This is a genomic window from Serratia sp. AS12, from assembly GCF_000214195.1.
GTDB classification, from domain to species: domain Bacteria; phylum Pseudomonadota; class Gammaproteobacteria; order Enterobacterales; family Enterobacteriaceae; genus Serratia; species Serratia plymuthica.
Window position 1 is genome coordinate 815589 of the sequence record NC_015566.1, and the last position, 18996, is coordinate 834584.

Annotated in this window: 14 protein-coding genes and 1 pseudogene; 10 read left to right on the forward strand and 5 right to left on the reverse strand. The window is 56.3% G+C overall.

Annotation, left to right across the window (positions count from 1 at the left end):
- Positions 1-122 precede the first annotated feature (122 nt).
- From SERAS12_RS26735 to SERAS12_RS03735, 9 genes and pseudogenes are all read left to right on the forward strand, one after another.
- Positions 123-242, forward strand: a complete 120-nt coding sequence (locus SERAS12_RS26735) for a TRAM domain-containing protein (protein ID WP_371105508.1) — start codon at positions 123-125, stop codon at positions 240-242.
- 1 nt (position 243) lies between these two features.
- A pseudogene (rlmD, locus tag SERAS12_RS03700) lies at positions 244-908 on the forward strand (23S rRNA (uracil(1939)-C(5))-methyltransferase RlmD); the annotation flags it as partial.
- Between the two features lie 9 nt (positions 909-917).
- A complete protein-coding gene (relA, locus tag SERAS12_RS03705; RefSeq protein WP_013811519.1) occupies positions 918-3149 on the forward strand; it encodes a GTP diphosphokinase in 2232 nt (743 codons plus the stop codon).
- 126 nt (positions 3150-3275) lie between these two features.
- The gene (mazG, locus tag SERAS12_RS03710) at positions 3276-4070 is read left to right on the forward strand and encodes a nucleoside triphosphate pyrophosphohydrolase (protein ID WP_013811520.1); all 795 of its coding nucleotides are present in this window, start codon (positions 3276-3278) and stop codon (positions 4068-4070) included.
- A gap of 378 nt (positions 4071-4448) precedes the next feature.
- A complete protein-coding gene (gene pyrG / locus SERAS12_RS03715) occupies positions 4449-6086 on the forward strand; it encodes a glutamine hydrolyzing CTP synthase (protein ID WP_013811521.1) in 1638 nt (545 codons plus the stop codon).
- 81 nt (positions 6087-6167) lie between these two features.
- Positions 6168-7463: a phosphopyruvate hydratase gene (eno, locus tag SERAS12_RS03720; protein WP_013811522.1), complete on the forward strand. Its 1296-nt coding sequence runs from the start codon at positions 6168-6170 to the stop codon at positions 7461-7463.
- 306 nt (positions 7464-7769) lie between these two features.
- Positions 7770-8960 carry an FAD/NAD(P)-binding oxidoreductase gene (locus SERAS12_RS03725; protein WP_013811523.1) on the forward strand — a complete coding sequence of 397 codons (1191 nt, stop codon included), beginning with the start codon at positions 7770-7772 and terminating at the stop codon, positions 8958-8960.
- 12 nt (positions 8961-8972) lie between these two features.
- A complete protein-coding gene (locus tag SERAS12_RS03730) occupies positions 8973-9353 on the forward strand; it encodes a hypothetical protein (RefSeq protein ID WP_013811524.1) in 381 nt (126 codons plus the stop codon).
- A gap of 36 nt (positions 9354-9389) precedes the next feature.
- Positions 9390-10580 (forward strand): methionine gamma-lyase, encoded by a 1191-nt coding sequence (locus SERAS12_RS03735; protein WP_013811525.1) that lies wholly within the window; start codon positions 9390-9392, stop codon positions 10578-10580.
- Between the two features lie 30 nt (positions 10581-10610).
- Here SERAS12_RS03735 and SERAS12_RS03740 read toward each other — a convergent pair whose 3' ends face one another.
- The 4 genes from SERAS12_RS03740 to SERAS12_RS03755 all read right to left on the reverse strand — a co-directional run bounded on the left by SERAS12_RS03740 (position 10611) and on the right by SERAS12_RS03755 (position 17124).
- Positions 10611-12002 (reverse strand): amino acid permease, encoded by a 1392-nt coding sequence (locus tag SERAS12_RS03740; protein WP_013811526.1) that lies wholly within the window; start codon positions 12000-12002, stop codon positions 10611-10613.
- 161 nt (positions 12003-12163) lie between these two features.
- Entirely contained in the window at positions 12164-13699 is a 1536-nt protein-coding gene (hutH, locus tag SERAS12_RS03745) for a histidine ammonia-lyase (protein WP_013811527.1), read from the reverse strand.
- Positions 13696-15387 carry a urocanate hydratase gene (hutU, locus tag SERAS12_RS03750; protein ID WP_004950232.1) on the reverse strand — a complete coding sequence of 564 codons (1692 nt, stop codon included), beginning with the start codon at positions 15385-15387 and terminating at the stop codon, positions 13696-13698. The genes hutH and hutU overlap by 4 nt, the downstream gene beginning before the upstream one ends.
- Before the next feature lie 399 nt (positions 15388-15786).
- Positions 15787-17124: an aromatic acid/H+ symport family MFS transporter gene (locus SERAS12_RS03755; RefSeq protein ID WP_013811528.1), complete on the reverse strand. Its 1338-nt coding sequence runs from the start codon at positions 17122-17124 to the stop codon at positions 15787-15789.
- 323 nt (positions 17125-17447) lie between these two features.
- Between SERAS12_RS03755 and queE the strand changes: the two genes are divergently transcribed.
- Positions 17448-18119 carry a 7-carboxy-7-deazaguanine synthase QueE gene (queE, locus tag SERAS12_RS03760; RefSeq protein WP_013811529.1) on the forward strand — a complete coding sequence of 224 codons (672 nt, stop codon included), beginning with the start codon at positions 17448-17450 and terminating at the stop codon, positions 18117-18119.
- Between the two features lie 29 nt (positions 18120-18148).
- Here queE and queD read toward each other — a convergent pair whose 3' ends face one another.
- Positions 18149-18508, reverse strand: a complete 360-nt coding sequence (gene queD, locus SERAS12_RS03765; RefSeq protein WP_004950240.1) for a 6-carboxytetrahydropterin synthase QueD — start codon at positions 18506-18508, stop codon at positions 18149-18151.
- Between the last annotated feature and the right edge of the window lie 488 nt (positions 18509-18996).

The following is an 18996-nucleotide window of genomic DNA, read 5'->3' on the forward strand; positions in this document are numbered from 1 at the left end:
ATTCCAATGTGGGAGAATTGCCGGACACACTCTACTTTAATGAGCCAGCACTCAATCGGCAAATATGGCGCAATTCTACTCTCCCAAACGCCGCCTGACGACCCGGCAAAGTCTGCAAATGTGTGAGCGACCTCGCTCCCTTTGGGCAGGGTGTGGCACGCCACAACGGCAAAGACGTGTTTGTGCGGAGAGTCTTGCCGGGCGAGCAGGCGGCAATCCAGCTGACCGAAGAAAAAAGATGAGGATCGCCAGGCGTTACCGATCTTTGCGCAGCAAGAAAGCGTAACCATTTATTGGGCGCCCGGCAGCGGCAGCGGCGAAAACTGTGTGGGGGAACGCCGTACTATCAGGTCGACGGGCTACGCTTAGACTTCAGTCCGCGTGACTTTATTGAGATAAATGACACAGTAAATCAGCAAATGGCGGCGCAGGCCCTTGAATGGCTCGACATTCAGCCCAATGATCGGGTATTGGACCTGTTCTGTGGCATGGGCCAACTTTGCCCTGCCGCTGCGGCGGTGGGGATAGAAGGTGTTGCCACGCTGTTAGCGAATGGGCAATATAATGCACATAAGAATAAACTGAATAATGCCTCCTTCTTCCATGAAAATCTGGAAGAAGACGTTGAGCGGCAACCTTGAGCGGCACAAGGATTTGATAAAGTGATGCTGGACCCTGCCCGTGCGGGTGCGGTCGGCGTGATGTCACATAGTGTAAAACTGGCGCCAGAACGGGGAAGTTACGTTTCTTGTAACCCTACTGCGCTGGCACGCGGCAGCAAAATATTGCTGGACGCCGGTTATCGTCTTGCACGTGTGCGGATGTTGGATAGGTTTCCGCATACGGGGCATCTTGAGTCAATGGCGCTGTTTATTAACGACAACACGCCTGGGGTCGCTGCAAAGTAGGGAGAGGGTATGGTTGCGGTAAGAAGTGCACATCTGAACACGGCTGGTGAATTTGCTCTCGACGAGTGGATTGCCAGCTTGGGGCTACCTAACCCGCAGTCATGTGAGCGATTAGCCGCAACCTGGCGCTACTGTGAGCAACAGACTCAGAACCATCCCGACGCACCGCTGTTGTTGTGGCGTGGGCTGGAGATGGTGGAAATCCTCTCCACGCTGAGCATGGACAACGACAGCATGCGCGCTGCGCTGCTGTTCCCACTGGTGGACGCCGGCATCGTGCCGGAAGAAACCCTGACCGAAGCGTTTGGCAAGGGTATCACCTACCTGGTGCACGGTGTGCGCGATATGGACGCCATCCGCCAACTGAAAGCCACCCAGAACGATTCCATGGCCTCCGAACAGGTCGACAACGTGCGCCGCATGCTGTTGGCTATGGTGGAGGATTTCCGCTGCGTGGTGATCAAGCTGGCGGAGCGTATCGCCCACCTGCGTGAAGTGAAGGATGCGCCGGAAGACGAACGCGTGCTGGCGGCAAAAGAGTGTTCGAATATCTATGCGCCGCTGGCCAACCGCCTCGGCATCGGGCAACTGAAATGGGAGCTGGAAGATTTCTGCTTCCGTTACCTGCACCCGGATGAATACAAGCGCATCGCCAAGCTGCTGCACGAACGTCGCATCGATCGCGAACAGTTTATCGATGACTTCGTCGCCTCGCTGCGAAAAGCGATGGGCGACGAGGGCATCAAAGCGGATATCTACGGCCGCCCGAAACATATCTACAGCATTTGGCGCAAAATGCAGAAGAAGGCGCTGGCCTTCGACGAGCTGTTTGACGTGCGCGCGGTGCGCGTGGTGGTCGAGCGTTTGCAGGACTGCTATGCGGCGCTGGGGATTGTGCATACCCACTTCCGTCATCTGCCGGATGAGTTCGACGACTACGTCGCCAACCCGAAACCCAACGGCTATCAGTCGATCCACACCGTGGTGCTGGGCCCGCGCGGCAAAACGCTCGAAATCCAGATCCGTACCCGGCAGATGCATGAAGATGCTGAACTGGGCGTAGCCGCGCACTGGAAATACAAAGAAGGCGCGGTAGCGACGGTACGCTCCGGCTATGAAGAACGCATCGCCTGGCTGCGCAAGCTGATCGCCTGGCAGGAAGAGATGGCGGACTCCGGCGAGATGCTCGACGAGGTTCGCAGCCAAGTGTTCGACGATCGCGTCTACGTGTTTACCCCGAAAGGCGATGTGGTGGATCTGCCGGCCGGCTCCACGCCGCTCGACTTTGCCTATCATATTCACAGCGACGTCGGCCACCGTTGCATCGGTGCCAAGATTGGCGGGCGCATCGTGCCGTTTACCTATCAGTTGCGGATGGGCGATCAGATTGAAATCATCACCCAGAAGCAGCCGAACCCGAGCCGCGATTGGCTGAACCCGAACCTGGGCTATGTCACCACCAGCCGTGGGCGCTCCAAAATCCATAACTGGTTCCGCAAGCAGGATCGCGACAAGAACATCCTTGCCGGCCGCCAGATGCTGGACAGCGAGCTGGAGCACCTTGGCATCAGCCTGAAAGAGGCCGAGAAGCTGCTGATCCCGCGATACAACATGAATTCGCTGGATGAAATACTGGCGGCGATTGGCGGCGGCGATATCCGCCTGAATCAGATGGTGAACTTCCTGCAAGGCAAGTTCAACAAACCGAGCGCCGAGGAGCAGGATCGCGAAGCGTTGCGCCAATTGGTGCAGCATAAAGCGCCGCCGGCGACCCGCAGCAAGGACAACGGTCGGGTAGTGGTGGAAGGGGTAGGCAACCTGATGCACCACATCGCCCGTTGCTGCCAGCCGATCCCGGGCGACGATATTGTCGGCTTTATCACCCAGGGGCGCGGTATCTCCATCCACCGTGCGGACTGCGATCAGTTGGTGGATTTGCAGTCGCACGCGCCGGAACGCATCGTTGACGCCGTGTGGGGCGAAAGCTATTCCAGCGGTTATTCGCTGGTGGTGCGTGTGATGGCCAACGATCGCAGCGGCCTGCTGCGCGACATCACCACCATTCTGGCCAATGAAAAGGTCAACGTGCTGGGCGTGGCCAGCCGGAGCGACACCAAAAAGCAGCTGGCGACCATCGACATGGACATTGAAATCTACAACCAGCAGGTGCTGGGCCGGGTGCTGGCCAAGCTGAATCAGTTGCCGGACGTGATAGACGCCAAGCGCCTGCACGGCAGCTAAATCCCCTGCGTCTTTCGAGCCGTATCGTTGTTGGCTGCAAGCGAACACCGATACGGCCCGAAATCCATTGGCGACTAATCCGGCGGGCGCACAAATGCGCTCCCATTCTTTCTCAGAGATCTTTTTATGACCCAATCCTCCCCGCTGCAGCGCCTGCTGAATATCATGAAAACGCTGCGCGACCCGCAGAACGGTTGCCCATGGGACCGCAAGCAGACCTTCGCCACCATCGCGCCTTACACGCTGGAAGAAACCTACGAAGTGCTGGACGCCATTGAGCGTCAGGATTACGCCGATCTGCGCGATGAGTTGGGCGATCTGCTGTTCCAGGTGGTGTTTTACGCCCAGATGGGGCAGGAGCAGGGGGTGTTCGACTTCGATGAGGTGTGCAACGCCATCAGCGACAAGCTGGAGCGCCGTCACCCGCATATCTTCGGCGATGCCGATGCGGCGGATAGCGAAGCGGTAGCGGCCCGCTGGGAGCAGTTGAAGGCCGGCGAACGCGCCGAGAAGGCGCTGCATTCTGCGCTGGACGATATCCCGCAGGCACTGCCGGCGCTGATGAAGGCGCACAAAATCCAGAAGCGTTGCGCCTCGGTCGGTTTCGACTGGCATACCTTGGGGCCGGTACTGGACAAGGTGTACGAAGAGATCGACGAAGTGATGCATGAAGCCAAGCAAGCGGTGGTTGATGAACAGAAACTGGAAGAGGAAATCGGCGATCTGCTGTTCGCTACGGTGAATTTATCGCGCCATCTCGGGCACAAGGCGGAAAACGCGTTGCAGGCGGCCAACCGCAAGTTCGAGCGCCGTTTCCGGCAGGTGGAAGAGATTGTCAAACAGCGCGGGCTGCAGATGGAAGAGGCTACGCTGGAGCAGATGGAAGAGGCGTGGCAACAGGTTAAACGCCAGGAAAACTAATCCCGTTCGGCGTTGTCCTAAAGTTGTTCGGCGAGGGTCGTAATGTTGATCGGCGACAAGGTTCGCTCAAGCTGAAACGGTTAAGCTCGAGGTCCTGGTTTGCTGAACGACGAGAGAACGGCAAGAAAATGCCAACAAACTGAAATTTAAGGCGTTTTGGTGCCATGAAACGGCGGTAAAAGAAAATTTTCCCTGCTAACTCATTGTTTTAAAAAGACAGTAAGCAAGGTGCCCACGGATTAAACCCTGATGAACTCCCGGTGGTGACAGAGATGATGGACAGTAAAACGATCGTTTGTAGGTCTGGAGAGGTTCGGGTATACTACTTTCCCGTCTTGGTACTTCCATCGTCTTTAAACCTAAACTCTCAGGTTCAGCATGACAACTAATTATATTTTTGTGACCGGCGGGGTCGTATCCTCTCTGGGTAAAGGCATTGCCGCAGCCTCTCTGGCGGCTATTCTCGAAGCCCGTGGCCTCAACGTTACCATCATGAAACTGGACCCGTACATCAACGTGGATCCGGGCACCATGAGCCCGATTCAGCATGGGGAAGTTTTCGTCACCGAAGACGGGGCAGAAACCGATCTGGATTTGGGTCACTACGAGCGCTTCATCCGCACCAAAATGTCGCGCCGCAACAACTTCACCACGGGTCGCATTTATTCCGACGTTCTGCGTAAAGAACGCCGTGGCGACTACCTGGGCGCAACCGTACAGGTTATCCCGCACATCACCAACGCGATCAAAGAACGCATTCTCGAAGGTGGCGAAGGCCACGACGTGGTGTTGGTGGAAGTGGGCGGTACCGTCGGCGATATCGAATCGCTGCCGTTCCTGGAAGCTATCCGCCAGATGGCGGTAGAAGTGGGCCGCGAGCACACTCTGTACATGCACTTGACGCTGGTGCCGTACCTGGCTGCCGCCGGTGAAGTGAAAACCAAACCCACTCAGCATTCCGTTAAAGAGCTGCTTTCCATCGGTATTCAGCCTGATGTGCTGATTTGCCGTTCCGATCGCACAGTTCCTGCTAACGAACGCGCGAAAATCGCACTTTTCTGCAACGTGCCGGAAAAAGCGGTTATCTCCCTGAAAGACGTTGATTCCATTTATAAAATCCCGGGCCTCTTGAAATCTCAGGGCTTGGATGATTATATTTGTAAACGATTCAGCCTCAACGCACCGGAAGCGAACCTGGCCGAATGGGAACAGGTGATCTCCGAAGAAGCCAATCCGGGCGGCGAAGTGACCATCGGCATGGTCGGCAAATATGTTGAACTGCCGGATGCGTATAAGTCGGTGATTGAAGCCTTGAAACACGGCGGTCTGAAAAATCGTCTGACCGTGAACATCAAGCTGATCGACTCGCAGGATGTCGAAACCCGCGGTGTGGAAGTGCTGAAAGGTCTGGACGCGATTCTGATCCCAGGCGGTTTTGGCTACCGTGGTGTAGAAGGCAAGGTGATGACCGCGCGTTATGCGCGTGAAAACAACATCCCTTATCTGGGCATCTGCCTGGGTATGCAGGTGGCACTGATGGAGTTCGCCCGCAACGTAGCGGGTATGGAGAACGCCAACTCAACCGAGTTTGTGCCAGACTGCAAGTACCCGGTGGTGGCGTTGATCACCGAATGGCGTGACGAAGACGGCAACGTCGAAGTGCGCACTGAAGAAAGCGATTTGGGTGGCACGATGCGTGTCGGTGGCCAGCAATGCCACCTGACAGACAATAGCCTGGTACGCAAGATGTACGGCGAACCGACCATTGTTGAACGTCATCGTCACCGTTATGAAGTCAACAACATGCTGTTGAAGCAGATCGAAGCCGCCGGGTTGCGTGTTGCCGGTCGTTCTGCAGACAACAAGCTGGTTGAGATTATTGAACTGCCGAATCACCCGTGGTTTGTCGCTTGTCAGTTCCACCCGGAATTTACTTCAACGCCGCGTGATGGTCATCCGTTGTTCGCCGGCTTTGTGAAGGCCGCTGGTGAGCACCAGAAGCGCCAGGTGAAATAAAATATTTGGTAAGCGGCGCGCGGTGAGAACCGCGCGTTGTTTGTCTGGAGTTTTAGTTTAACTTGTACTGAGGAAAACCTAATGTCCAAAATCGTTAAAGTCATCGGTCGTGAAATCATCGACTCCCGCGGTAACCCGACTGTTGAAGCCGAAGTGCATCTGGAAGGCGGTTTCGTAGGTCTGGCTGCTGCGCCGTCAGGTGCTTCTACCGGTTCCCGTGAAGCACTGGAACTGCGTGACGGTGACAAGTCTCGTTTCCTGGGTAAAGGCGTACTGAAAGCCGTTGCTGCAGTAAACGGCCCGATTGCTCAGGCAGTATTGGGTAAAGACGCCAAAGACCAGGCTAACATCGACAAGATCATGATCGACCTGGACGGCACTGAAAACAAATCCCAATTCGGTGCAAACGCCATTCTGGCGGTTTCCCTGGCTGCTGCCAAAGCGGCTGCTGCTTCCAAAGGCATGCCGCTGTATGAGCACATCGCTGAACTGAACGGCACCCCAGGCAAGTTCTCTATGCCACTGCCTATGATGAACATCATCAACGGCGGCGAGCACGCTGACAACAACGTCGACATTCAGGAATTCATGATTCAGCCGATTGGCGCGAAGACCCTGAAAGAAGCCGTTCGCATCGGTTCTGAAGTGTTCCATCACCTGGCTAAAGTGCTGAAGGCCAAAGGCCTGAACACCGCTGTAGGTGACGAAGGCGGCTACGCGCCAAACCTGGGTTCCAACGCCGAAGCGCTGGCTGTTATCGCTGAAGCGGTAAAAGCGGCAGGTTACGAGCTGGGCAAAGACGTGACCTTGGCGATGGACTGTGCAGCTTCCGAGTTCTACAAAGACGGTAAATACGTTCTGGCCGGCGAAGGCAACAAAGCCTTCACTTCCGAAGAGTTCACTCACTTCCTGGAAGACCTGACCAAACAGTACCCAATCGTGTCTATCGAAGATGGTCTGGACGAATCTGACTGGGCTGGTTTCGCATACCAGACCAAAGTGCTGGGCGACAAAATCCAGCTGGTGGGCGACGACCTGTTCGTTACCAACACCAAGATCCTGAAAGAAGGCATCGATAAAGGCATCGCTAACTCCATCCTGATCAAATTCAACCAGATCGGTTCTCTGACCGAAACTCTGGCTGCTATCAAGATGGCGAAAGACGCAGGCTACACCGCGGTGATCTCTCACCGTTCAGGTGAAACCGAAGACGCAACCATCGCCGACCTGGCGGTAGGTACTGCAGCTGGCCAGATCAAAACCGGTTCCATGAGCCGTTCTGACCGCGTTGCTAAATACAACCAACTGATCCGTATCGAAGAAGCGCTGGGCGACCGCGCACCGTTCAACGGCCTGAAAGAAGTTAAAGGTCAGTAATAACGGCTTGGTTCGTTGTTGAATAAAAACCCGCTGCGGCGGGTTTTTTTATCGCTATTTTTCAGCATTAATTATTTACGCAAGTAATAGTGTGTTATTTATTGATATTTAATTAATCTTCCAACGATGTTTTTAACTCTATAATTTAATTGTAATAACAAAATTCCCATTTATAAATTCCATTTTTAATTGCTTTATATATTTTAGTTACTAGAATGCCTGTAAGGCAGAGCTATTACCCGCTGTCCTGCCTCTTTGAGTTTCCTAACAGAGTCGCTGCCCTATGGGCGGCTGGGTGAGGGCTTGATGCGGAACAGGATTGTGATTGTCGGCGGTGGAACCGGTGGGACGATATTAGCCAACGTGCTGGCCACTAAATTGCATCGGGATATATTGAATAATAAGGTTGAGTTATTAATGATTTCGGATTCTCCGATTCATTATTATAAACCGGCATTTATGTACGTGGCATTTAACGCCTTTTTTAAACAGGAGTTAATGCGTCCGCAACAAAGTTTGCTGAGTCCGGAAGTTAAGTTTGTTGTTGATAAAGCTGAGCGGTTCGATTTATCTCAGCGGGTGATCCATACCCGTAGCGGCAAACAGTATGCGTACGATTTCCTGGTGTTTGCTACCGGTTGCGTGCCTTGGCCTGAGCGCATCGAGGGGTTGGCGCAGGCGGGGGATCACTTCTATCAGTATCAGGCGGCCCGGCAGTTGGCGCAAAAGCTGGCGACAATCGAAAAAGGCCGCATTTTTATTACCGTCTCCTTCCCTGAAACGCCCAACGTGCCACACCAATGTGGCATCGCACCGATTGAAACCACGCTGATGCTTGATGATTACCTGCGTCGGCGCGGCGTGCGTAAGGCGATTGAGATTGTTTATACCTATCCCAGCGTTTCACAGCTGTTGCGTAATTGCTTGTTTCTACAGCGCCCTACCGCCGAAGCCTTACCCGCGATTTTCGCGGCGCGAGATATTCGCCATCAACGTGGTTTTACCCTCAATCGGGTGGATACGCAGCGACAGGTGGCATACTCCGCCGAGGGCGAGGAACAACCTTTCGATATCCTGATGGCGACGCCGCCGATCCGTGCGGTCGAAGCGGTACGCAATACCGGGCTGAGCGATATTAAAAATGGAGAAGGCTGGCTGCCGACCGATCACCAGACACTGCAGGTCTACGGGCAGCAGGGGGTTTATGTCATCGGCGATACGGTGGATCTGCCCGTCAGCAAAGCCGGCGGCTCCTGCCACAATCAGGCGCCGGTGATCGCCGATAACATTGTGGCTGAACTGAGGCTGGGCCAGACCGTAAGCCACTACGACGGCAAGGTGCAGGCAATTGCCCAGATGGGGCTGCACGCCGGTATGCCGCTGGTTTATGACTACCGGCATGATGTGTTGCCGACGCCGCCGACCAAGGTGGGCGGTATGCTGCGCAACGTGTTTAACCGCGGCCTCTACTGGGCGACGGTACGCGGGCTGATATAGCGAGGGGCAGTGATGAACGCACCTGAAAATGAACCCCTGACGGCACTGCTGGAGAAGCTGGAACCGCTGCTGGCCGGTGGGCGGCTCGATAACGTAGTCGATCTGCTGTCGTTGCTGTCAGATGGGGTGGATATCGCGGATAACGCGCTGGTGGAAAAACTGGCCGGCAAATTTGAAGGCGTAGTAGCCGCAGGATGGGAAGGCGGCATGGCGCTGCGAATGGCACACACGGAACTGCAGCTGGATCCGCCGCCTGCCAATTTTCGTTCACTGTATGCCTTATTACGTCAGCCGGATACCTTGTTGGGCCTGATGTTGGTGCTGCGTACCTTGCAAATTATCGGTGGGCGTATGCGCATGAGCACGCTGCCGCCTGACGCCGCTGAGGAATAACGGGAATTGTTTTACTCAATCAGGTAAGGAGTTGTTATGTCTGACACTATCCGACACGCCTTTGCCACACGTGCGATCCACCACGGCTACAATCCTCAGCAATATTTGGGGGCGCTTTGTCCACCGGTCTTTATGAGTTCGACCTTTGCCTTTCCTACGGCAGAATACGGTGGTGCCTGCTTTGCCGGCAGCGAGCCGGGCTATTTTTATTCGCGCATCGCCAACCCGACGCTAAATCTGCTGGAACAGCGGATAGCCAACCTGGAGGGCGGTGAGGCGGCGGTGGCGTTTTCTTCCGGTATGGGGGCGATCACCGCCTGTTGCTGGACGCTGCTGGCGCCGGGAGATGAGCTGATCGTCGATGAAACCATTTATGGCTGCACTTTCAGCTATTTTCATCAGGGTCTGGCGCGTTTTGGCGTCAAGGTTACGCACGTCGATCTGACGCAGCCGGAAAAACTGGCCGCAGCCATAGGGCCACGTACCCGTTTGGTGTACTGCGAAACGCCGGCCAACCCCAATATGCGGTTGATCGATATTGCCGCGGTGGCGGAGATTACTCATCGGCAGCAGGCGCTGCTGCTGGTGGATAACACGTATTGCACGCCCTATCTGCAACAACCGTTGGCGCTTGGGGCTGACATCGTGGTGCATTCCGCCACCAAGTATATCGGCGGCCACGGGGATTTACTGGCCGGGTTGGCGGTGACCCGTCAGGATTTGGCGCAGAATATCCGGTTGGTGGGACTGAAGGATATGAACGGCGCGGTATTGTCGGCGCAGGATGCCGCGCTGCTGTTGCGCGGTTTGAAAACCCTGCCGCTGCGCATGGAACGCCACTGCGATAACGCTCAGCGGTTGGCGGAAATGCTGGTTCAGCATCCTGCGGTAGAGCAGGTGTATTATCCGGGGTTGGAGACTTTCCCGCAGTACCCTTTGGCGCAGCGGCAGATGACGCGTCCTGGCGGCATGATCGCTTTTGAACTGAAGGGCGGTATGGCGGCGGGCATTCGTTTCCTCAATGCGTTGCAGTTAATCTTGCGTGCCGTCAGCCTGGGGGATTGCGAAACGCTGGCGCAGCATCCGGCGAGCATGACCCATTCCGCTTACAGCGCGGAAGAGCGTCAGCGACATCATATCAGCGATGGATTGATTCGCCTGTCGGCGGGCCTGGAAGACATAGAGGATTTGTGCGCCGATATCGAACAGGCGCTGGCACAGGCGTAATAAAAAACCCGCCAGTGGCGGGTTTGAGCGTTAATACTGAGGCGAGCTTGTGACGGGGGAACTTCCCCCTTTTTTACGCACCCACAACCAGTATGCCAAGGTAAGGAAAGCCACCCACACCAGCCCGACGTACAGGGCGATGCGGCTATCCTCGAAGTAACCGAGCAGACCGATGACGAACAGCATAAATACTGTCGCCAGCGCCGGTGCTATCGGCCACCACGGAACCGGGAAGCTCAGTTTACTGACCTCCTGCGGCGTCAGCGTACGGCGCATGGCTGCCTGCGACAGCAGGATCATCAGCCACACCCAGACGGTTGCGAAGGTGGCGATGGAGGCGATGATCATAAAGACCTGTTTTGGTATCAGGTAGTTAAGCACCACACCCAACAGCAGGGCGACAGACATCACCAGCACCGTCATCCAGGGCACGCCGTTGGCGGTCAGCTTGGAGAAGCTTTTCGGTGCCTGGCCATCCTGCGCCATGCCGTACATCATGCGGCCTGCGCCGAAGATGTCGCTGTTGATGGCGGAAATGGCGGCGGTGATCACCACCACGTTCAACACGTTGGCGGCGGAGCTGATGCCCAGATTGCTGAAGATCTCCACAAACGGGCTGCCGTTCTGGCCGATGCTGTTCCACGGATAGATAGCCATCAGCACCAGCAGCGTCAGTACATAAAACAGCAGGATGCGCACCGGTACCGCATTGATCGCTTTCGGCAGCACCTTCGCCGGGTCTTTCGCCTCGCTGGCGGTGATACCGATGATCTCGATGCCACCGAAGGCGAACATCACTACCGCCAGCGAGGCGATCACGCCGCCGATGCCGTTAGGCATAAAACCGCCGTGCTGCCACAGATTGCTAAAGCCGGTGGCGTGCTGGGTCTGGCCGAAACCAAACAGCATCACCGCCGCGCCGCCGACGATCATCGCCACGATAGCCGCGACCTTGATCAGCGACAGCCAGAACTCCATTTCGCCGAACACTTTCACGCTGCACAGGTTGAGCGCGCCGATAAACATGATAATGCTGAGCACCCACACCCATTGGGCGACGTCCGGGAACCACAGCCCCATATAGATGCCGAAGGCGGTGACGTCCGCCAGGGCGACGATCACCATTTCGAAGGTATAGGTCCAGCCGGTGAGGAAACCGGCCAGCGGGCCAAGATAGTGGCTGGCGTAGTGGCCGAACGAACCGGATACCGGTTGATGCACCGCCATTTCACCCAGCGCGCGCATGACCATAAACACCGCCGCGCCGCCGACCAGATAAGCCAGCAGCACGGCTGGGCCGGCCAGTTGGATCGCCCCGGCGGAGCCGTAGAACAAGCCGGTGCCGATGGCAGAGCCGAGCGCCATAAAGCGGATATGCCGCGCGTTTAATCCGCGTCTGAGTTGTGTTGTTTCATTACGCATGTTGCTTCCCGTTGAGTTTTTATTGCCGAACAGGCACGCGCTATCCGCACCGGGTGGAATGCACCCGGTGGGACAGAACAAACTGCGTGGTATAACCCTTATTTACTCGAAGTCGCCGCGTTGTTAGCGGCAACGCCAACTACTTTGGGTAGAGGTTTTATTTATGCCTGGCTAGGCAGCAGCGCTGAAGGTATCAGCGATGTCAGATGACCGGCCGCCAACAGCTGACTGGCGGCTTCAATGTCGGGAGCGAAGAAACGATCCTTGTCGTAGTAGCTGACATGTTCACGCAGCACGCGACGTGCCTGCTCCAGACCTTCCGACGTTTTCAGGCCCTTGCGCAGATCCAGCCCCTGACAGGCGGCCAGCCACTCGACGGCCAGGATGCCGCGCACGTTATCCGCCATTTCCCACAGGCGGCGGCCTGCGGCCGGTGCCATGGAGACGTGGTCTTCCTGGTTGGCGGAGGTCGGGATGCTGTCGACGCTGGCCGGGTGGGCCAGAGCCTTGTTCTCGCTGGTCAGCGCCGCGGCGGTCACCTGGGCGATCATAAAGCCCGAGTTCACCCCGCCGTTGTCCACCAGGAATGGCGGCAACTGCGACATGTGTTTATCCATCATCAGCGAGATACGGCGCTCGGACAGCGAGCCGATTTCGGCAAACGCCAACGCCAGGTTATCGGCGGCCATGGCGACCGGTTCGGCGTGGAAGTTGCCCCCGGACAGCACGTCACCCTCTTCGGCGAACACCAGCGGGTTGTCGGATACGGCGTTGGCTTCGATCTCCAGCACTTCGCTGGCCTGGCGGATCTGCGTCAGGCAGGCGCCCATGACTTGCGGCTGACAACGCAGGGAGTAAGGATCCTGCACTTTCTCGCAGTTGCGATGCGAATCGGACACTTCGCTGCGTTCGCCGAGCAAGTGGCGGTAGGCGGCAGCAGCGTCGATCTGGCCACGCTGGCCGCGCACCGCATGGATACGCGGGTCAAACGGGCTGCGTGAACCCAGAGCGGCTTCCACCGTCAGGCTACCGGTGACCGTCGCCGCAGCGTACAGGTCTTCCGCGTCAAACAGGCCGCGCAGGGCAAAGGCGGCGGAAACCTGCGTACCGTTCAGCAGCGCCAGGCCTTCTTTGGCGGCCAGCGTCAGAGGTTTCAGGCCCGCTTTGGCCAGCGCCTCGGTGGCAGGCAGCCATTCGCCCTGATAGCGGGCCTTGCCTTCACCCAGCAGCACCAGGCTCATGTGCGCCAGCGGCGCCAGGTCACCGGAGGCGCCAACGGAGCCTTTCAGTGGAATGTGCGGGTAAACTTCTGCATTCACCAGTGCCATCAGCGCCTGGATCACTTCCAGACGGATGCCGGAAAAGCCGCGCGACAGGCTGTTGATTTTCAGCACCATAATCAGGCGCACCAGGTTGTCGTCGGTCGGGGCGCCAACGCCGGCGGCGTGGGACAGCACGATCGAACGCTGCAGGTTTTCCAGATCTTCACGGGCGATACGGGTGGAGGCCAGCAGGCCAAAACCGGTATTGATGCCATAGGTGGTGCGGTTTTCTTCAACGATGCGTTCTACGCAGGCAACGCTTTGCTGAATGGCGGCATAGGCGCTGTCATCCAGCGTCAGGTTGACCGGATGCTGATAAACCTCACGCAGTTGCGCCAGAGTCAGTTGGCCAGGGCGAATAGTCAGCGCTTTCATGCTTTGTCTCCTTGAGTGGCGGCGACCATCGGCAGATTCAGACCTTGCTCGCGGGCGCATTCGATGGCGATGTCGTAACCGGCATCGGCATGACGCATTACACCGGTGGCTGGATCGTTATGCAAGACGCGGGCGATGCGCTCGGCGGCTTCATCGGTACCGTCACAAACGATGACCATGCCGGAATGCTGCGAGAAGCCCATGCCGACACCCCCACCGTGGTGCAGAGAAACCCAGGTCGCGCCGCTGGCGGTATTCAGCAGTGCGTTGAGCAGCGGCCAGTCGGATACGGCGTCTGAACCGTCTTTCATCGATTCGGTTTCGCGGTTCGGGCTTGAGACCGAGCCGGAGTCCAGGTGGTCTCGGCCAATCACGATCGGTGCGGACAGCTCGCCGCTGCGTACCATCTCGTTGAACGCCAGGCCCAGTTTTGCGCGCTGGCCCAGACCGACCCAGCAGATACGCGCCGGCAGCCCCTGGAAGCTGATGCGCTCGCGCGCCATATCCAGCCAGTGGTGCAGATGCTCGTCGTCCGGGATCAGCTCTTTAACTTTAGCGTCGGTTTTGTAGATGTCCTGCGGATCGCCGGACAGCGCAGCCCAGCGGAACGGGCCGACGCCGCGGCAGAACAGCGGGCGAATATAGGCCGGTACGAAGCCCGGGAAGTCGAAGGCATTGCTGACGCCCATTTCTTTCGCCATCTGGCGGATGTTGTTGCCGTAGTCGAAGGTTGGCACGCCCATTTTCTGGAAGGCCAGCATGGCTTCCACGTGTTCGGCCATTGACTGCTTGGCGGCGATGACCACCTGAGCGGGTTCGGTCTGCGCGCGCTGGCGGTATTCTTCCCAGCTCCAGCCCTTCGGCAGGTAGCCGTTCAACGGGTCATGGGCGCTGGTCTGGTCGGTGACCATGTCAGGACGCACGCCGCGGCGTACCAGTTCAGGCAGGATATCCGCTGCGTTGCCGCACAGGGCGATAGAGATGGCTTTGCCTTCGGCGGTGTATTTCTTGAGACGCGCCAGCGCGTCGTCCAGATCGGTCGCCTGTTCATCGACGTAGCGGGTTTTCAGACGGAAATCGATGCGGCTCTGCTGGCATTCGATGTTCAGCGAGCTGGCACCGGCCAACGTGGCGGCCAAGGGTTGTGCGCCGCCCATGCCACCCAGACCGGCGGTCAGCACCCAGCGGCCTTTCAGGCTGCCGTCGTAATGCTGACGGCCAGCTTCCACGAAGGTCTCGTAAGTGCCCTGGACGATGCCTTGGCTGCCGATGTAGATCCAGCTGCCGGCGGTCATTTGGCCGTACATGGCCAGGCCTTTGGCATCCAGTTCGTTAAAGTGTTCCCAGGTGGCCCAGTGTGGCACCAGGTTGGAGTTGGCGATCAGCACGCGCGGTGCGTTGCTGTGGGTTTTGAATACGCCGACCGGCTTGCCGGATTGCACCAGCAACGTTTCGTCGTCTTCCAGCGTTTTCAGGGTGGCGACAATTTTGTCGTAGCAGTCCCAGTCACGCGCGGCGCGGCCAATGCCGCCGTACACCACCAGTTCATGTGGGTTTTCCGCTACTTCAGGATCGAGGTTGTTCATCAGCATGCGCAGCGGCGCTTCGGTCAGCCAGCTTTTTGCATTTAATTGTGTGCCGCGTGGCGCGCGTACATCGACATGGCGAACTTTGTTATTTGCAGTCACAGCATTTTCCTCAAACAGTATCGGTGCAGATTCCATGACGCGGTGGGGTGAATCACCACGCCATAACAATGCGTAGGGTTTATTAACATATACTTGTATGTACAAGCATATGCAACACTGACCAGTGGACGCCTTAAATGGCATAAGAGAAAGTTATTTTTGTTGTTTATCAATGAGATGATATTGTTTTTGAGGCTGGGATCATTAGGTTGGGGCAGAAGAATAGTGAGCTATTCAACAAAAATGAATTAAAAATGGGTCATTTTTGAGCGTCAAATCACAATAATTTTACATACCCATTACAAGTTAGATGCGGTGATAAAAAAATCATATCACCGACAGCAAAACGCTCGCCACTCTGGAACACAGGGATGTATCCCAGAGTGGCGGGCGTTAACCCTATGCCGTCGGTTGCAGTGCCGCTCTTCGGGTCATTTTGAATACCGTCGCGATGGCGGCGATCAGCGCCGGCACGCACAGGAACATCAGGATGCTTTGCACTTCCCACTGCATGGCCAGCAGTTGCGCGCCCATCATGGTCCCCGCAACGCCGCCAAAGCGGCCTATGCCCTGCATCCAGGCAATACCGGTAGCGCGGCTGTGGGTGGGATAAAAAGTGGCGGCCAATGTTTGCAGGCCGGACTGCGCGCCGTTCATGGTGATGCCCATCAGGAAGATAAAGGCGCCCAGCAGCACGATATGGCTGTCCTCGGTCGCCATCGCCACAATCAGCAGGGCGGTGATCACAAAGCCGCTTGATACCACCTTATGGGCGTTCCAGCGGTCCATCAGCCAGCCGGCCAGCAAAATGCCGAGGGTGCCGCCGAAGGTGAACAGCGAGGTCAGAATGGCTGACTGTTCAAGCTGGTAACCCAGGCCCTGCATCAGGATCGGCATCCAGCTAAGCAGCACGTAATAAATCACCAGCCCCATGAAGTAGGTTAGCCACAGCATCAGCGTGCCGGCCAGATAAGGGCGGGTGAACAGCAGGCCGATGCTGGTTTTTGACTGCGCCAGCTTCTCTTCATACAGATAGAAACGCGTGACGTTATCAATATTCTGGCTGACAAAACGCTGGGCTATGCGTCTGATTTTCATCGCGTCCTTGCCGCGGTTCACCATGTATTTTACCGATTCCGGCAGGAACAGGATCAACAATACCGTCAGGATCAGCGGGGCAATCGCCCCCAACAGCAGCACGCTGTGCCAGCCATAGGCCGGGATCAGCCACGATGAGATAGCGCCACCACCGGCCGCACCCAGCGGGAAACCGCAGTACATGGTGTTAATCGCCATCGAACGGCAGCGCTGCGGCGCATATTCGGAAATGAGCGTGATGGCGTTCGGCATCGCCGCGCCCAGCCCCAGCCCGGTCAGAAAGCGCCACAGCGTCAGGCTGTTGAGCGAACCGGCATAGGCGGTGGCCAGGCTGGACAGGCCGAAGAACAGACACGAAAACACCAGCACCCGCTTGCGACCGATGCGATCGGAAATCGGTCCGGCCACCAGCGCACCGAGTGAGAGTCCCAACAGCGCGGCGCTCAGCACCGGGCCAAGATCCTGTCTCACAATTCCCCAATCTTTGGCGACCGAAGGGGCGATATAGCCCATTGCTGCAGTGTCAAAGCCATCAATGGCAAGGATCAGAAATCCCAAAATGATTAAAGTCCAATGAAACAGCGAGAACTTGCTGTCGTCGATGGCTTGCTGAATATTCAACTCGCTGGAATGAGCCATGGCAACCTCTAAACGCAGATGTGATGTTGGTGGATACATTGCCGGAACTGACGTCCGACTTGTGCTTGCCTGTATATACATCTGTGTCGCGGCAGTTCATGTCAAATATATTTGTCCGATTTGTTATCTGGATGTTGTTTTTACACCGCAGGATGCATCGCCAATGCGGCCGTTGACGCAGATAAACGTAATAAATGAAGCAGATAGGCGGTGAGATAGGCTGAACTACGGGCAGAAGATAAAATTTAATACAATTTAGCCAGTTTGGTTGCCGGGCCGTAATCTGAGATAATCGCTTTTTCCCTACCCTGATTGAGAAACCGATGCAGTACCCGATTAATGAAATGTTCCAAACCTTGCAGGGCGAAGGCTTTTTTACCGGCGTTCCAGCCATTTTTATCCGCCTGCAGGGCTGCCCGGTAGGATGCAGCTGGTGCGATACCAAACATACCTGGGAAAAGGAAGCCAATCGGGAAGTGGATATGCAGCGGATCCTGGTAAAAACCGAAGAGAGCGATGCCTGGGGCAGCGCCAGCGCGGAGCAACTGCTGGCCGTCATGCGCCAGCAGGGCTATACCGCACGTCACGTGGTGATCACCGGCGGCGAGCCGTGCATTTACGATTTGACCCCGCTGACCCAATTGCTGGAAGAAAATGGCTACGGTTGCCAGATTGAAACCAGCGGCACTCATGAGGTCCAGTGCTCGGCGAAAACCTGGGTGACGGTTTCCCCCAAGGTGAATATGCGCGGCGGCATGAAGGTGTTGGATCAGGCTTTGCAACGTGCGGACGAGGTGAAGCATCCGGTTGGACGCGAGCGTGATATTGAAGCGCTGGATGCGCTGCTGGCGACGCTGCACGATGAAAAACCGCGGATTATCGCGTTGCAGCCAATCAGTCAAAAGGAAGAGGCGACTCGCCTGTGCATTGAAACCTGCATTGCGCGTAACTGGCGCTTGTCGATGCAGACGCATAAGTATTTGAATATTGCATAAAATTCAGGGCGCTATACAGCGCCCTTTTTTCAACCTTTATAGACGCATCCCGCGCTGCAGGTTTCTTTCACCATGACCGCACTCAGTTCCGGCAACTGGGGTTTAAGCTGTTGCCAGATCCAGGCGGCAAGCACTTCGCTGGTGGGATTTTCCAATCCTGGAATATCGTTCAGATAATGGTGATCCAGGCGCTCCCAGATCGGGGAGAACACGGCTTTAAGCTCGGCGAAATCCATCACCCATCCGGTGTGTGCATCCACTTCACCGGTCACTTCCAGACGCACCATAAACGAATGCCCATGCAGACGGCCGCATTTATGGCCCTCCGGTACATGCGGCAAACGGTGTGCGGCTTCAAACTGAAAATCTTTAAACAGCGTGGTTGCCATTATTACGGCCTCATTGACTCAAAAACCGCCGCATAGTACCGGAAAGCGCGCCTGCTTGCCATTTATACTGCTTTAGTCTACCCGCGCGCCGTTAAACCGGCGTTAACACTTTTTTTGTTTGGTCCGTGCCGTACCTATCGGATGGGGTAATCAGCGGTAAATGCGATTCATTCAAAAACTGCCAAAAAAACATGTTTATTTTCAAAAGGATAAAAATCGCTCTTTAGCGTTTTAACCACTATCCCTTACCAGAAAAACCGCTTAGTCATTTTGGTTATTATTTATTGCTATCCCTTATTTAATCGTTGCTATTGTGCTCGGTAACCTTACAAACTCTCCTGATCTTTTCAGGACCCCAGACTGAACGAAAAGACAGCGACTGACATTGGCGAGCGCCTGGCTGGATAGGTGCCATACCCGTTGCCTTTCAAACTGCAGCGTTGTTACCTGCACTCGCTCTTCCCGGTGACTTACCAAAGTAAGCGCCT